This is a genomic window from Candidatus Williamhamiltonella endosymbiont of Tuberolachnus salignus (assembly GCF_964019775.1).
In the GTDB taxonomy this organism is placed as follows: domain Bacteria; phylum Pseudomonadota; class Gammaproteobacteria; order Enterobacterales; family Enterobacteriaceae; genus Hamiltonella; species Hamiltonella defendens.
In genome coordinates this window covers 2022438-2038738 of sequence record NZ_OZ026471.1, presented here as the reverse complement: position 1 = coordinate 2038738, position 16301 = coordinate 2022438, and the positions used below count along the sequence as shown (strand labels likewise).

General features: G+C 36.2%; 10 protein-coding genes, 1 tRNA gene and 4 pseudogenes. 5 read left to right on the top strand and 10 right to left on the bottom strand.

The annotated features are described in order from the left end of the window. Window positions 1-376: 376 nt before the first annotated feature. The gene (locus AACL23_RS10145) at window positions 377-1348 is read right to left on the bottom strand and encodes an Rpn family recombination-promoting nuclease/putative transposase (protein ID WP_100096477.1); all 972 of its coding nucleotides are present in this window, start codon (window positions 1346-1348) and stop codon (window positions 377-379) included. 191 nt (window positions 1349-1539) lie between these two features. Here AACL23_RS10145 and AACL23_RS10140 point away from each other — a divergent pair, with 191 nt between their 5' ends. Then, entirely contained in the window at window positions 1540-1806 is a 267-nt protein-coding gene (locus AACL23_RS10140; protein ID WP_100096476.1) for a hypothetical protein, read from the top strand. Here AACL23_RS10140 and AACL23_RS10135 read toward each other — a convergent pair. The 3 genes and pseudogenes from AACL23_RS10135 to AACL23_RS10125 form a co-directional block, all read right to left on the bottom strand. Next, window positions 1777-5013 (bottom strand): hypothetical protein, encoded by a 3237-nt coding sequence (locus AACL23_RS10135; protein ID WP_339051491.1) that lies wholly within the window; start codon window positions 5011-5013, stop codon window positions 1777-1779. The two genes, AACL23_RS10140 and AACL23_RS10135, sit on opposite strands and share 30 nt — an antisense overlap. A gap of 550 nt (window positions 5014-5563) precedes the next feature. Then, a pseudogene (locus tag AACL23_RS10130) lies at window positions 5564-6538 on the bottom strand (Rpn family recombination-promoting nuclease/putative transposase); the annotation flags it as partial. A gap of 410 nt (window positions 6539-6948) precedes the next feature. Further along, window positions 6949-8091 carry a hypothetical protein gene (locus AACL23_RS10125; RefSeq protein WP_171967082.1) on the bottom strand — a complete coding sequence of 381 codons (1143 nt, stop codon included), beginning with the start codon at window positions 8089-8091 and terminating at the stop codon, window positions 6949-6951. A 672-nt stretch (window positions 8092-8763) separates the two neighbouring features. On the opposite strand from AACL23_RS10125, the pseudogene AACL23_RS10120 reads away from it, so the two are divergent. From AACL23_RS10120 to AACL23_RS10355, 3 pseudogenes are all read left to right on the top strand, one after another. Then, window positions 8764-8877, top strand: a pseudogene (locus AACL23_RS10120) (FitA-like ribbon-helix-helix domain-containing protein); the annotation flags it as partial. A 72-nt stretch (window positions 8878-8949) separates the two neighbouring features. Next, window positions 8950-9433 (top strand): annotated as a pseudogene (gene mutL / locus AACL23_RS10115) (DNA mismatch repair endonuclease MutL); the annotation flags it as partial. A 71-nt stretch (window positions 9434-9504) separates the two neighbouring features. Then, window positions 9505-9606, top strand: a pseudogene (locus AACL23_RS10355) (hypothetical protein); the annotation flags it as partial. A 9-nt stretch (window positions 9607-9615) separates the two neighbouring features. On the opposite strand, the gene AACL23_RS10110 reads toward AACL23_RS10355, so the two are convergent. Together AACL23_RS10110 and AACL23_RS10105 are read right to left on the bottom strand one after the other, a co-directional pair. After that, window positions 9616-10179 (bottom strand): helix-turn-helix transcriptional regulator, encoded by a 564-nt coding sequence (locus AACL23_RS10110; protein ID WP_100096471.1) that lies wholly within the window; start codon window positions 10177-10179, stop codon window positions 9616-9618. A 486-nt stretch (window positions 10180-10665) separates the two neighbouring features. Next, window positions 10666-11145 carry an Arm DNA-binding domain-containing protein gene (locus AACL23_RS10105; RefSeq protein WP_339051487.1) on the bottom strand — a complete coding sequence of 160 codons (480 nt, stop codon included), beginning with the start codon at window positions 11143-11145 and terminating at the stop codon, window positions 10666-10668. 220 nt (window positions 11146-11365) lie between these two features. Here AACL23_RS10105 and AACL23_RS10100 point away from each other — a divergent pair. Beyond that, window positions 11366-11436 (top strand) — tRNA-Arg (locus tag AACL23_RS10100). A gap of 278 nt (window positions 11437-11714) precedes the next feature. On the opposite strand, the gene AACL23_RS10095 is transcribed toward AACL23_RS10100, so the two are convergent. The 4 genes from AACL23_RS10095 to proQ all read right to left on the bottom strand — a co-directional run bounded on the left by AACL23_RS10095 (window position 11715) and on the right by proQ (window position 16048). Continuing rightward, entirely contained in the window at window positions 11715-12539 is an 825-nt protein-coding gene (locus tag AACL23_RS10095; protein WP_171967084.1) for an N-acetylmuramoyl-L-alanine amidase, read from the bottom strand. A gap of 86 nt (window positions 12540-12625) precedes the next feature. Further along, complete coding sequence (gene htpX / locus AACL23_RS10090; protein ID WP_100096469.1) at window positions 12626-13504, bottom strand: protease HtpX; 879 nt, start codon at window positions 13502-13504, stop codon at window positions 12626-12628. 52 nt (window positions 13505-13556) lie between these two features. After that, window positions 13557-15650 carry a carboxy terminal-processing peptidase gene (prc, locus tag AACL23_RS10085; protein ID WP_100096468.1) on the bottom strand — a complete coding sequence of 698 codons (2094 nt, stop codon included), beginning with the start codon at window positions 15648-15650 and terminating at the stop codon, window positions 13557-13559. Beyond that, entirely contained in the window at window positions 15650-16048 is a 399-nt protein-coding gene (proQ, locus tag AACL23_RS10080) for an RNA chaperone ProQ (RefSeq protein WP_015873876.1), read from the bottom strand. Before proQ ends, prc begins: the two co-directional genes overlap by 1 nt. Between the last annotated feature and the right edge of the window lie 253 nt (window positions 16049-16301).

Genomic DNA, 16301 nt, shown 5'->3' with positions numbered 1-16301 from the left:
TTTTGTTCACAGGTACATTTAAGGCAATGGCGTCATATATAGGTTCAGATTGATAGAATAAAAAACAGAAGCGGGTATAGTTAATTTAAATACGGGTATACTTAATCAGTCGTCTTTATTGTCGGGGGCAGTTGTAGGTTGGTTTTGAGTCAATCATGAGTTTCTAAAGAGGGGGAAGGGTTATCTAGGTTTTTTTTGATTGCTTCTGGCTTGATTTTATCACTCTTATTACTCATCACCTTTAATATCACCCTTTTTATGGTCAATAATAAAGCTCTTTTTGACAAAGTACACTTGCATCTCTTCTATCTAAAAAAAAAGACAAATAAAAATACTTTTGATAAGTACAAACTAAAACAACAGAAAAACCCTTCAATTAGGGTGAATCTTGAAACAGGCTTTTCATTTCAGTCTCACTCAGACCCGTTATTTGCCTCACAGATTGTCTCTCCATACCACTTTCCAGAAGTTGACGCGCTATCTTTAGCGAAGCCTTTTTTTCCCCTTCTTGCATGCCTTTTTTCATGCCTTTTTCCATGCCTTTTTGCATGCCTTCTTGAATGCCTTCAAGTTTGCCTTTTTGAATTCCTATCTCTTCAATTTGTTGAGCCATCGTCATCAGTGCCCCCTCATGTTTCTCTGATTGTTTCGCTATCTCGGTGATAAAATGCATCGGGTTTGTCGCGTTCCCCTCTTGAATCAGATAATTCATCATCGTCATAACTTGATTATCCGTATACTCATTATACGATAAAATGGCCACAATTTCATTGAGTAACTCGCTCATATCCCGGTGGCGAATGTGCTTCTGCACTAATTCTAACAACGCAATCCGACGATGCTGCAAAATCTCCCCATCGTCTAGTGTCGTCACATCCGCCAGTCTGAAAGGCTGGGTATAAATACGCTCCGATAATCCCCTGTCTTCAAAACAATCCAACCAATGGGTACTGTGGGGATAGGGACTTTTCTTACCCATATAAAATAAAACTGGAAAGACTAATGGCAGCGTTTTATTCCCCGCCTCCAGATGCCGTTGCATCGCCGCCATGCTATACCGCATTAATCGCCACGCACTCAGTTTATCTGGCGTGGATTGCGATTCAATGAGCACGTAAAGGTATCCTTTCCCCTTTTTCGTCTTTAATGAATACAGAATATCGTTTTGATACGCTTTCATGTCTTCATCGACAAACGAACCCGACTCCACTTTCATCGTCGTGAAATCACACAACGCTTTAATCTCATCAGGGAGCCATATCTCAAAAAAGTCTTGCGCCGTCTCTTTTTCATGGAGAAATTGACGAAAAACGGCGTCATGGGGCGTAGGGGTAAATTTTTTAGTCATCTTTAATACTTAATCAATTTCAGGTGAGGTCTGAGCTTATCACAAAATAGCCCGACAGACTTATTCAAGGCCTTCATGCTTAATGTCACACCTCACACTCAACAAAAATAAAAATAAAAATAAGTATTTTCTACTCTTTTTTACTATAGTATAAAAAATAGCTCACCCTTCAAATAATGAGGAGAAATATCATGTCTCTGTCTATTCAAATCAATCCCCTATTCAATACATCTCTGCGACATAAAAACATAAACCCCTTCATTAAAACCTTCACAAAGGAAAAGCCTAACACTATTCAAATAGAGCATTTTCTTGAAATCCATACCCCTCAAAAAATAAACGAGTTAACCCGTCGCAATGAGGTATCTGATACCGAATCCGATTTAAAAAAGTTTTTTTTACCCCTTTATTTTTTAAAAATGATTCCTTCATGCACCAATAACGCCGAGGAGAGTTGAAATAACTAAGCTAGGTAGAATATAGTTTTCTGTAATATGTGTTACATCATTATCTGTATTAAATTGATTCATCTCCTGTGTTAACAACAACCCAGACTTATTTTGATGCACCTCATCTTGTTGAAACCGTGCAGAAACTTCAGGCAATGAACTATCCTCAGATGAAGAAGCCACAGGTGATGAATGAACTTTATCAGATGAACCTTCACCATCATGGTTTTCTTTGAGTTGTGGTTCTGCGGCGGGTTCTAACCAAGCTTGAAATCCTTGATTTACTTTTTCTTTTTCTGATTCACTTGCAAGAAGAGAATCAATAACACCTTTAGTCAGGCTATCAGAATTTTCCGGCGCGCTTTTCGCTGTTAGTAATGTCTTGATAAAATTCGGATGCTTTTCTTGCAGATAAGCAATAACGGCCAGTGACTCAAATGATTTACTTTGATTCGAGTGGAACTCTTGCATAATTTTTGTATCTGTTGGGTTATTAAAAAAATCATCCTTAATAATTTTTGTCAAGTTTAAGCTTGAATATTCAGAATTTAAATTCTTATACAGCTGAGAAATCATGCTATGATATTTATGAATATTAATGTTAAGTTTATTGAACATCTTTATGTAATAATTTAAGGATGCCGTGAAAATAGACTTACTATCTATATCAGAAGTAATATAAAGACTCAAAGTATCATTAAATGCATCTGTTATAAGCTTGTCATCAGGTTTATCGAAATTGACATACATATTACTAATAACATTACTTTCTAACGAGGTCTCTGAATAATATTCTGAGAGAGGATTCGTATCTTTTGATTTCAAAAACCGAGAATAATCGTCATTGTTTTTTTGAAAAAGAAATAATCTAAAAATGAGTGGCTGAGCACCGTTATCATCTTTAATGAAGTTGAATTTTTGATTAAAAATACCGAAAGTCTTTTTTAACTCAGCCTGAATGTTTGTATATAAAAGTTCTGTTTCGGAGAAAACCTCAATACTGAATGATTTACCATCCATCTCAAATGAGATCGTTTTTTTAATAGGAAGGTTAGGGAGCATATCTCTTGAATGTGTTTCAACCCAATCTTTAAAATGGGTCGAATATGGTTCTTCTTCAGAAAATTTTTTTATTATTTCAAAAAATTCTTTCTGACGACCTTCCTTATTTTTCTCACTTTGCGATGTATCATATAATGATTTATCTATAACGCTCGGAAACTTATCCTCAAAATAAGCAATAACAGCAGGCCCGACTGTATAAGGATCTAAGTTATTGTCTTCCAAAAACTGATCACTTAAAAGGTTTTTTAATGTTAAATTATTTTTATAATCTGCCTTATTAAGATGTCTTTTTAATTGACTGGCAAAATCAATCGCGTTTTTACCTTTTGATAGTTCAGGAATATACTCCGCTATGCCCTCGCTAAAAACTTTAGGCAAAACACCAGATAAATTATTGTAATTAACCAAGGCGTGAACAAATTCATGTTTTATAGTATCATTTAACGAGTCCTTATCACTATCAAGCCAGATATAAATATGATTATAAAGTGATGATCCTAAGACAGTACTTTCCTTATTCTTATTTAGATAAGATAAGAAACTTTCTCTCTTTGCAAAAAAATGTAATGTAAAAATCGCTTTATTCTTATTGATTCCATCAAGCGAATTATTTTTCATCAAACCAAATGCTTCATTAAAAGTAATTAAAGCATTTTTTAATGCCTCTTCAATCTCTTTTTGAGTCAGACCAGACATTTTTTCTTCGTCTGAAAAAACTTTAATACTTAAAGTGAGATCGTTATTAACGTTCATCTCAATTGTGTTTTGAAAAAATACATTTTTAGATCCCCAAAAAGCACTGTTTGCTAGAATTTCAAATTCTTTCCCTGTTGGCTCAGAAATTTTATTATCATTAAATATTTCTTTAATCGCATTAATACTGAAATTAGTATTAATGTGATTATTAAGTAATATATATGTTAATAATTTAATACGGTCTGTTTTACTAATTCCTATTGAATTAAAATTTAAAAACTTATCTTGAGTTTGTTTGAAATCAAAATTTGAAAAAATTGATTCCTGATCTTTTTTATTGAGTTGCGAAAAGCTCGATTTTTTGAATTCGTCTAATTTATTTTTAATTTCAGTAAAAATGTTTTCTATTTTAGTTAAACCTTCTTGATACTCTGGATCAATTTTTTTAATCTGTTGAATATTTTCAATAAATTCATCAATATTACTCTTATTAACGTTATTTTTTATAAAAGTTTTTATATCTTTTAAAATATCATTTAAAACCCCAATACTCCTTTTGTAATTGATAAATTCCATTAAAACGATACTTAATACAGTACTGTCTTCATTTATAAGATTTTTTTCGTTTGAATCCGTCTTTGTCTCTATGATTTTAAAATTTTTTATATATTTTAAATTTTCGTCTATGCTATTTTCAGCTTTTTTTGCTATCCGAAATAATTCATCTTCTCTAAAAGTAGGAATTTTATTGTCTGTACAAAATTGATTTATTTCTTCAATAGTGAATGATTTTGCTTTCATTTGTTCAGAAATTTTTTCATATAGTTGTTCGTATTGTTCTACTGTAATCAATCTATCTATCATTTTTTGATAAATTAATTGATAAAATTTACTGGCGTTTATTTCGCTATTATGATGACTCGTATTTTCTATTGTGTCTGTTGTTTCAACCCCTTTTTTTACTACGGTTCCCTCTTTATATGAATTATTATTGCTTTTTTGAGTTTGTTTTTCTAACAAAAATTTAAATTCTTGCTCTGTTGGCGGGGTAACCATTTCATGGTGATATATCTGTTTAATACGGCTAATCGTCATGGGCTCAGAAACGAGTTTTTCAGAAATGTTTAGATATAAGGCATAATGTTGTTTTTCATTTATGCCTTTTTTGGAGAGTAAATCTTTAATTGCGTCTAAAGATAATTTTTCATTATTTTTAAGTGCTTCTATTTCTTTAAAAATTTTTGAATAAGGGCTATTATTTTGATGTGTTGTTTTAATTTTATTTAATATGTTATCTATATCAGATATATTTTTAATTGTATTATTTAAAATATATTGAGAGAGCTTACCCAAGGCTAATTGATCATTTAAAAACTGATAAAAAATGTTTGAATCTGTTATAATAAAGTTGTTTTTAAGTGAAGTTTGTATCTCTCTTTTTTGAGTCTTTCTCATGATTTATTATCTCTTTTTTAAAAAAATAAAGTTTTATTCTAATCAAGAACAAAAAATTTATTTTTGATTAAAAATCAGTTTATTTGAATTTTTTTAAATTTAAAAATCATGAGTTATTAACTTACTTTAAAAATACTTAGAAGCTATCTTGAAATAATTTCACAACTGGTTGCAGGTTTTTAAAGAAATGAAATTTGTCTTTAAGTCAATGGCAGCAATTGTATCAGTTCAATCCCGGCACACTTTCTGAGCTCGCCTAGTTACGAGTATAGTTAATGTATTACGGGTATACTTAAATCAGTCATCTTTATTGTCGGGGCAGTTATAGGTTGATTTTGAATCAATCAATGAGTTTTTAAAGAAGGGGAAGGGTTATCTATGGTTTTTTTTTGATTGCTTCTGGCTTGATTTTATCACTCTTATTCGTCAGATGGTCAATCTAAGGCGCTTTATTTTTGAAAAAGTACAATTACGTCTCTTCTATCTGAAAAAAAGACAAATAAAAATACTCTTGATAAGTACAAACTAAAACAACAGAAAAACCCTTCAATTAGGGTGAATCTTGAAATAGGCTTTTCATTTCAGTCTCACTTAGACCGGTTATTTGCCTCACAGATTGTCTCCCCATGCCACTTTCCAGAAGCTGACGCGCTATCTTCATATAAGCCTGTTTTTCCCCTTCTTGTCTACCTTTTTGAATACCTTCTTGAATGCCTTCCAGTTTTCCTTTTTTCATGCCTTCTTGCATGCCTTTTTGCATGCCTTTTTGAATCCCTTCTTCTCTTAATGCTTGAGCCATCGTCATCAGGGCCTCCTCATGTTTCTCTGATTTCTTCGCTATCTCAGTGATAAACTGCATCGGGTTTGTCGCGTTCCCCTCTTGAATCAGATAGTTCATCATCGTCATGACTTGATTATCTGTATATTCATTATACGATAAAATATCGACAATTTCATTGAGTAACTCGCTCATATCCCGTCGTCGAATGTGCTTTTGAATAAGCTCTAACAACGCCATCCGACGGTGCTTCATAATCTCGCCATCGTCCAGGGTCGTCACATCCGCCAGTCTGAAAGGTTGGGTATAAATACGCTCCGCTAAGGCTTTATCTTCAAAGCAATCCATCCAATAGGTGCTGTAGGGATGTGGGCTTGTTTCCCCTACGTAAAATAAAATCGGAAACACCAACGGCAGCGTTTTATTCCCCGCGTCGAGATGCTTTTGCATTGCCGCCATGCTATACCGCATTAATCGCCACGCACTCAGTTTATCTGGCGTGGATTGCGATTCAATGAGCACGTAAAGGTATCCTTTCCCCTTTTTCGTCTTTAATGAATACAGAATATCATTCTGATACGCCTTCATGTCTTCATCGATAAAAGACCCCGACTTCACTTTCATCGTCGTGAAATCACACAGCGCTTTAATCTCATCAGGCAGCCATATCTCAAAAAAATCTTTCGCCGTCTCTTTTTCATGGAGAAATTGGCGAAAAACGGCGTCATGGGGGGTCGGGGTAAATTTTTACTCATTTTTATACATTAAATATCAAAGCGATGGATGAGCTTAACACAGAATGCGGGGGCTTCTCGCCTTTGAGGAAGATCAATTTTTCCTCAAATTTCAGCGGCTCCAATTACTTTGGTAAAACCAAATCACGGGGGTTCACTCTCTGATTCCCCCTGAAATACGCCAGAGTCCAACGGGCACACACTGGGCGATCAAATCTATAGGATCAATGCCAAATAAGGCATTTCTTTTGAGTTAAGCACTGCGGTGCTCAAGAACATGCTTTGATTCATTGTGTCCGTCGATACCAATTTTCTGGGTTTTTTCCTGTTCTGGAATTTTGAAGATACTTTGCCTGCGATTACTGCAAATTTAACACGTCGCATTAACGATAATTTTGAAATACTCAATCCTGCATCTTCAAGTTAATTTGGTATAAATTCAGCTCGAGCCTTGCTTGCTCTAATCCGGAGCTTATTATCCCCAACCGGTTTACGTGTTTTATGATAGAATCTTGAATATTCGTAAACACCATTACCATGGTAGCCATGAACTTTTGCATTCACTTTTTGGGTTTTGCATTCATTGCTAACGTGTTTTGCTAACGAGATATTCCCACATGAATTTTTTCTAGCTTCATCTAGTTCTGTTTTTTCAAACGATGTGATCGTACGATCATCGGCACTTTGGCAGGAAGTTAAACGTATGTCTACTGTTTGATCTGTTTTTATCAACGCTTTAATTTCAGAAACCACCTCAGCGGCGCTCTTCTTTTGAGTGGCATCTTTGGCATAAATATTTTGATCTCCAGCTATCCCATGAGCCAATACATATACTTTAGAGAGTTGTGAAGTTTCGTCTATTTCGTCAATAGATATAAATTCTGTCTGATCCAAGGCTCCAGCTTCAGCTGCAGCTTGGATTTTTTCCAAGAAATTTACATAAACCTTTTTTTTCTTAAGTGTTTTGCTAAGTTTTTCAGGTGTTTGCTCATTTACCTCGTTATCAGTTGGCTTAGCGGGGTTTATAGTTAGAGCTTCAGGTGCAGATTCGATGTAATCGGTTATTTTTTCAAGTTCTTTCCTACGGTCCTTGGTAAAAACATTCTTAGATTTGTATTGTTGGTACAATTTTCTTCCGGGATTCAGATCTGATTCAGGATATCTGGATTTTTCAAATTTTTTTCGCGCTTCTTCTATCACAGCTTTTGGTGAGTGGCTTAACACATTTAAAGGTTTTTTTCCTGCTGCAACACGAGGGACATTAAGTGTAAAAATAATTTCAAACGTATCTTCAGTGACAGGAAAAGGCACATAGATAATGGATGTTTCTTGTAATTGAGCTCTTTCTTTTTTATCGTGGCTAATTGTTGCTATTTTTTCCTTTCCTTGTAATTGAGCTCCTTCTTTTGTACCACAGATACTATTTATATCTATATTTTTATTATATATCGAATCTATAAGTTGCGTAAACGCAGTAAGATCTGTTGTTTTTTTATTGACGGTGCTCGTTTTGTAAGTAAATAGATTCATTTTCGATATAAAATTACTAACAGGATTTCTATTCATTACTATTTTTCCTTGGATTAGATAAAATAAATTGATGATTGTTAAAAATGCCCAGCGTTCTTACTTTATAAAGAATTTTTATAATGTAATTTAAAAAAACTTCACTTTTATTTCGCCCAAATAAACACCATAAAACCATCAGTAAATCACCTGAATTTAGTTTTAAAAGAGGTCAAAGAGAAAACGAGAAGGATGGCGTGTTTAATTAAAAGCGCCATTTCCCTAAACAACAGGTGACCTGTAATGTTAGGAAGGTACTTCTGGCCAGGAGGTATTTTCCGTTTTGGGGTCGATTGCGACTCAATCATTGACAACAGCTGATCACGGGCATCGGAATAAGTTTCACCCGGGACGCAAATATGGGCAGACTTGAGTTTCTGGATTAATTGTCGGCAAAAACAGACTTCAAATTTACGCCGATTCAGACGGTGTGGAAAGGGGTTTTTACTGGTTTCTCCCGTGACCAACTTCCATCATTTTCCTACCGCCATTTGCATCAGGAAAGAAAGAAGGGAGGGGTCAATTTTAGTGTCCTGAAACATTAGACCACTACAGTTTAATTGCAATCAAAAAAAATAACAGGACAGATAACTTTCAATTCCTTCAACTATAGCATAGATATCAATATGCTATAGTTGATAGCATTAAAATATTGTCTTAGGAGTAAACATTATGCCAGCTGTTACCATCCGTAATTTATCAGAGGAAATCTATCAAAACATAAAGTTACGTGCTGTTAAAAATGGGAGAAGTGCTGAAGCTGAAATTCGCCAAATTTTAAAAGAGGCGGTATCTCCGACAAGTTATCTTAAAATTGGTTCAGAGTTAGCCGCCTTTTCACAAAAATTTGGCCCCTCGGCTAAAGAAGATCTGCCCTTGGCACTGGCTCGCCATGCCACAAATCAAATTGCTTCTCTGGAAAATTAACAGCGCCTTCTCAGTATGGGATTTCGGAGAGAAGCTTTGGCCGGTATCAGCTCTGTCTCCCGCTTACAGTTCACTTCATGCCCCGCTGAACAGGCGGAAGCCTGGCAAGCCTATGCAGAGGGGCGTGACATGAAGGTCACCATAAAGCCGGCCTCACATCCTGTGGGTAGTACGATTGAGGTGTTAAATTTATTTTATAATACGCCCGCTCGAAGAAAATTTCTGAGCACAGAGAAAACAGAATGGCAATATATTGATTAAGTGGTCAGGCGGCTTGTTCTATCCCGATTTGATGTGTCCATTGCGCTGTCGCATAACGGGAAATTAGTACGTCAATACGTCAGGGCCCAGTCGGGTTCACAGAAGGAACAGCGTCTTCTTCGTTTATGTGGTCCCCCATTTTTAAAACAGGCGCGCGCACTGTCTTTCGATCACTTTTATTTAAATCTAAAGGGTTAGATAACCCAAGCGAATGAGCCTAAAATCCCCAGCTACGTTCTTTACTTAGATATTGATCCCCTTCAAGTCGATGTGAATCTGTCTTCGGCGAAACAAGAAGTCCGTTTTCATAAGGCCAGAAAATCCCATTTGTAATCGTCAATCAATGACCTGAATATTGGATGTCAATAGGTGAGGGGGAATAAACTGATTCAGTCCGTTCTCTTCAATATATTTTTTGAATTCTTCATTATTATGAACCCCCGTTTTTTCATAAATTTCCCGTAGTTTATTGTCCACCGCTCTATGAGAGAGATGTAAACAGGCCGCCACTTCTTTTTGACTTAAACCCTGATAAAAATAAAAAATTATCTGAAGTTCACGTTGAGTCAACATCGTATTGGGGTGTGAAGCAGTGAATGTTGTCGGGGATTTGCCCGGGATATAGTCCAAAGGTGAAAAAAAACCGCAGTGTCTGGCCTGTGCGAGGGTCCCGATAAGCTGACCTGTTTCATTAAAGAAGGGATGAATGTCAAAAATGTAAGGCTGAAGACGGTTTTCTTTTCCAAAGTGACCCGTTATCAACAACAAGGCAGAGGTTCGTCTTTGTATGACCCTCTCCTCCTGCTTTTTGATACCTTCAAAAAATCCGACATGGTCGGCAGATACTCCGGGCATTTTATGATTTTGCAATCTATCATGGATTTCAGCCCTGATCCCCATCTCATCAGCTAAGGTCTTAAATGTTCTTCGTATATCTCTGGGGGTAAATTTAGCGAATTTTTCCCGAAAACAAAACTTTCTTAATTGCTTGGCGTATTAACTCGTTAGTAAATGTCCTTCTTGGGTATTCGAAGGAAATAAGAAGGCATTATTCGGATAAAGTTGTTCCATTTCCGTCAAAATCTTAACGGCAGAAGGAGACACAGGGGCACTACATGATAATCCCCAGTTTTCTATATATGAGGCGGAATTGTTAGGGTGCTATTGTTTTTGTCCCAATTGTCATGAGTGTTTGTCATCAACTCCCAAGGTCGCTGTCCACCAGTAAAAATACAAAGCATTAAAAGTTGAGCATAATCAGGATTCACTGGGCATGCTTAAGCGGGTACATATATTGTCTCTAACAATATATGTAATTCGCTCCATGACAGAAAGCGATCTAACGCTTTATCTGCACCACGTTGAGGTGGTACTACTGTGACGGGATTACTTTTTATTTATTACGTACAGTATTTTGCCTTTCAGCTTGGCCGGATCATTATCAGAAAATAGCCCAAAGTTAAAAACTGCATGTAAATTAGCGCGAACCTTATTTGCGCCAGCTAACACTCCTCTTTCAATAAATTCAGCTAATACATTTTTAATATGTTCAGGTGTAATATCGCGAGCGGACGTATCACCATTGATATGGTGACTACCTAGTACTTGTTTTAGACGGTTATCCGTTTTCTCATGAGAACGTTTTCCCCGCAGTCTTTGGTCTGTGATATAGTTTTTAAACAACGTTTTCAAGCTGGCGTAAGGGCTTGTAATTGGTTGGCCCTGTTGTAGTTTTTGAGCTTGTTCTTTGCATCGTAAACTCGCATCGGACAAGCATAAAGCTGGATAGTCGCCTAAAGTGATGAAATAGGCTTTACCGTTAATGAAGTGTCGGTATATGAATGTTTTAAGTCCCGATAGGTACACTTTTACACCAAGGAGTGCGATGCCCCTAGAGGAGGATGCGTGCTAAGCATAGTAAGCAGATTGTTTGGGTTTCAAGCCTCGAACTTTAGTGTCTGTGAGTAGTGAGCTGGCCATGATTTTCGGGTCAAGTTATGATGTAATGATATGCAACTCGATGCCACATTGCAATCCAATAAAATTTTATAAAACAATTAGATGTTCTTATTTGCAACAGCCCATAACAGGGTGAAAAGGCTTGATGGTGGCCTTCTAAGCCGTAGGTCACTGGTTCGAATCCAGTAGGGTGTACCAATGAAATCAACGAGTTACTCATAGATTTCTTCTAAAAGCGAAACTTTTAAAGTCAGGTACGGGTCAAGTAATAGATTTTTTGTTCTTTCACGCTACCTTCCAGCATGATGCTATACCCAAGGCCGTCCAGGATGTTGGCGAGCATTTTTATCGTTCAGGTACCATTAATCTTTTCTAAATCTTTATAAATATCATGCGACTGCCAATAGTAGATCTTTAAAAATGCGTTTAGAAGCCAGCTCTATATTAAACGTGTCCCATGCTTCGTGAAAATCACCTCAAAATGAATATTTTTCAAGCAAAGCGGCTGCAATCGCTTCGGTTTGGGCATCTGGTCTTCCACTGAAATCAGAAGGCCTAAAATGCATTTGAAATGCGCTGATCACTTTTTTTGTGTCGGGATCTAACTGGCCCGTTTGGGGAATGGTATAGCCGTATTGAGCGAGAAATTTTTGGATGTTAGCAACAGAAGCAAGATCTTTTATATTTCGGGGTCCTATATATTTTTTTACAACAACCTGATCTGGCCAGGCTCCAACACCTATTTTTGCAAGCCTTTCCCAAAAAAATAAAGGACCTGGATCATGTTTTCTCAACGGAGCAATATCACTATGAGCGAGCACATTGGTGGGCTTTATATCATATCGTTTAACAAGATCTTTAGTTAAACGTTCAATAAGGACTCTCTGCTGATCATTAAAGGGATACCAGCGCTTCCCAAAAAACATTGGCTTGTATCCTAAGTTAACAATCTCAATCCCTAAAGAAGTATCATTTAAGTTTGTGCGATTGCGCCAATAACTGGACCCTGCGTGCCAAGCTCGTTTGTCTTCAGGGACAAGCTGTAAAACAACTGGTTTATTGCCAATTTTTTTTGGATTTATCAGGATAAGATAATGAGCACTCACTTTTTGTTGAGTCAATACTTTAAGAGATTTTTCATCATTAAGAGCCGTGTAATGTAACACTATCGAGTTGATTCTATTATTTTTTCCTGCTGCAGGATAACGAGTATCTACTTTATAATCACAACGGTCTATCATATGAGACGAGTGACAACCCATCAGCATTAAAATGACAATAATGATGATTAATTTATTCATTTCTATTTTAAATATACTCAGTTATAAAACCCTACTCATCACTCAAAATTAATACGGTAATTATTGAAAAAATGAATTGTTTTTCACTATTGTAAATACTGTCCGGATTTTAGCGCTGCAATTCGTCTCTCAATAGAAGGATGGGTCATGAATAATTCACTGAAAGCTTTGGTTTTCCCGTTAATACACAATGCCATCAAGCTATTGGCTTCCTGCGGTTCATAGCTACTTTTAAGTCTTTCTAAAGCCGATATCATTTTCTGACGTCCGACCAGTTTGGCGGCCCCTGCGTCTGCATGAAATTCACGGTGACGAGAAAACCATAAAGTGATGATACTGGCAAGTATGCCAAATACTAATTCTAATACCGTAGAAACGAGGAAGTACACCATCGGATTCGGTGAGCTTTGTTCACCTTCACGCTGATCCGACATAAAACCAGAGACAATTTGAGCAAGCAAACGAGAGATAAATATAACAAAAGTATTAACTACGCCTTGAATCAAAGTCATCGTGACCATGTCACCGTTAGAAATATGACTCATTTCATGCGCAACGACAGCTTCTGCTTCATCACGGCTCATATTTTGTAGTAAACCAGTGCTGACAGCCACCAAAGAAGCATTACGTCGCGCGCCCGTTGCAAAAGCATTCATATCTTGTGCTTCATAAATAGCGACTTGAGGCATCTCAACACCTAGAGATTGAGATTGTCTCCGAATCATATCTACCAACCAACGCTCCGTCTCATTATTCGGTGTTTCTATTACTTTGCCTCCCACTGAACGCAGTGCCATCCATTTCGATATCAGTAATGAAATAAAAGCGCCCCCAAATCCAAAAAGGCCGGCCATAATAATAAGACCAGAGACGCTGCTGGATTCAATTCCCAGCAGACTCAATATCACCCCGAAAACCAACATGACTGCTAAGTTAGTAAAAACAAATAAAATAAGACGCATCATAAAAAGTGATTTCCTGATCATTAATAAAAAATAATAAAAAAAGAAATGTAAATTAATAAAAATGTTGAGCTTGTGTTTCTTGATAAATTGAATCAGTTTTAAAAGATTTTTTCCCCTTTTTCAAGTGAGCTAAATCTATTGCAATATGAACACTTTCATCCAAATAAGGATCAGGGGGTTGATAATCTTTAGGCAGCTGTTTCAAAGAGTTTAAGGGTTTTTTCCCCATTTTTATAAAACGCTGATTTAAACGCTCTAAGCGTATACGGTCTTCATCCATATTCTCTTTCATGCGTTCAATATAATTAAGAGATACGGTATTTTTTTTTGTTTTCCAAATATGATAACGAGCAATATCCTGCTCAATATTTTTAAATTCAGGATCATCTTGAATTCGTTTTTTGTGACTTTTTAACAAAATAGGTTTCATCGATTCTAAATCAGGCTGTTTAGTATATTTGATGGCTTGAATGCTATCCCAAGGTAACGCATTCTTTTCAAAGCTTTCACCTGTTTCTGAAGGATCTATTTCTGTTGGCATCAGAATATCGGGTATAACCCCTTTAATTTGAGTGCTGCCTCCATTGACTCGATAAAATTTTTGAATGGTATATTGTATTGATCCCATTTCAGGCCATTCTGGATGTAATACCCTATCGTAAAAACTATTTAAAGAGCGATGCTGTTGCACTGTGCCTTTCCCAAAGGTGCGCTCCCCTACAATTAACGCTCTGCCATAATCTTGCATAGCCGCTGCAAATATTTCAGAGGCAGAGGCACTGTGACGATCAACCAATACGACAAGTGGGCCTTTATAATAAACTTTTGAATCGCTCTTTTTTTGTTCTCGGATTTTATCGTGATTATCTTTGATTTGTACGATGGTTTCACCAGAAATAAATAAACCGGATAAAGCCACAGCTTCTGTTAATGCACCTCCACCGTTGCCCCGTAAATCAATCACAATACCGCTGAGATGCTGATTATGCGCTTGTTGTAATTGTTTTTTTACGTCTTGTGTCAAGCCAATGTAAAACCCAGGAATTTTTAGTATCCCGATTTTTTCTTTATTTAAACCTTTACCCGTGCTTTTAACGGACATTTTTACAGCACGATCTTTGAACTTGATAAATTCTCGCGTTAGTGTCACGGTTTTGGGTTTTTTATTTTTATCCCCAGACAAAATCTCTAAACGTACTTTTGTCCCTTTAGGGCCTTTGATCAGGGCAACCAAATTATCCAAACGCCAGCCCACAACATCCACTATCGGTTGATTCATTTGCCCTACCCCAACAATATGGTCACCAACCGAAAGCACTTTGCTTTTTGCGGCTGGCCCGTCAGGAATCATAGATCTTATTGTCGTATACTCTCCATCAGTTTGTAGTACTGCCCCAATGCCTTCGAGAGACAAACTGATTTCTATATTAAACTGATCTGTATTACGAGGGGAAAGGTAACTTGTATGGGGATCAAGTTCACGAGCAAAAGCATTCATAATTATTTGAAATACATCTTCATTATTGGTTTGTATCAGATTTTTTAGGGCAAAATGGTAACGCTTGATCAAAGTTTTTTTAATTTCACTGTCTGTTTTCCCTGCTAATTTGAGATTCAATTGTTCGAACTTCACCTTGAGATCCCAAAGATGATTGAGCTCATTTTCATTTGATGGCCAAGGGGTATTTGAACGATCAACTTCAATGCTATCCTTACCCGTAAACATCATAGGTTTTTCTAATAAAGACAGAGCATATTGATAACGCTCGAAGCGACGTTTTTGAACAATATTGAATAAATCGTAAGCCATCGACAAATGACCTGATTTTAACTCATTAGCCAAAAAAGATTTTTTTTCCATAAATGGATCAAGATCAGAAGTCAATAATATATTGTGACGAGGATCTAGCATATTAAGGTAGCAGTCAAAAATTCTGTTTGAAAAAGCCTGATCTAAATTAAATTGACGATAATGAGAATACATCAAATGCGACACCACACGTTGACTCACAGTAGCGTGCTGTACCTCTTGATGCAACTGAGGCAGACTCTCAATATTATAAACAGTACTTTTGGCATAACTGCTAAATACGAAATATAAAAAAAATAAACCAGTGGTAAATCGCAGTTTCATCAATTTATTCATCACCCAAGTTGGTCACGGTTTACAATGGCTTGAGACTTTTTGTTCATTTGGGCATCATTTTTTCTTTTTTGTCGACGTATATTTGCGTCTGAAAGCTGTTTTTGCGCGTGTTTCTCGTGTTGTTCTTCAACCGTTTCGCATGAAAACCCCTCTAAATCAATTCTTTTGGCTCCTGATTTCATCGAAAAAAGATAACGCCAGCCTAAAGTATAAAAACGCACAGCTGAGCGTAATTGTGTTTTAGTCAATTCATCTCCTTGCAAACGTTCAGTTAAATCTTGAAAAATACCAATTTTTAGAGGCCGTACTTTGCCTTGAAGCACAAAACAACGTGGAAATTTTTGAGATAAAAACGTCAAAACTGATTTAATCCTATTCAATTGAGATTCATTTTTCATAAATTTTCCTGTTGTCGTACTAAAATATAATTTAGATCCGTGTTGTTGTTTTGTTTTAAACAAATCTCTTTTAATAAAGCATTTCTAAGTTTACTCAAAGGCATTGAAACAGAACCCATCGCTAAAGATAACTGAAAAATTAAAGCTAATAAAAAAGTTTATTCATAATGATGGTCTCTTTGATGTACTGATAAACCAGCAAGCTCGTCGTGATTCATAAATCTGTGTATTATTGCTGTCGGCAGCGCTATCA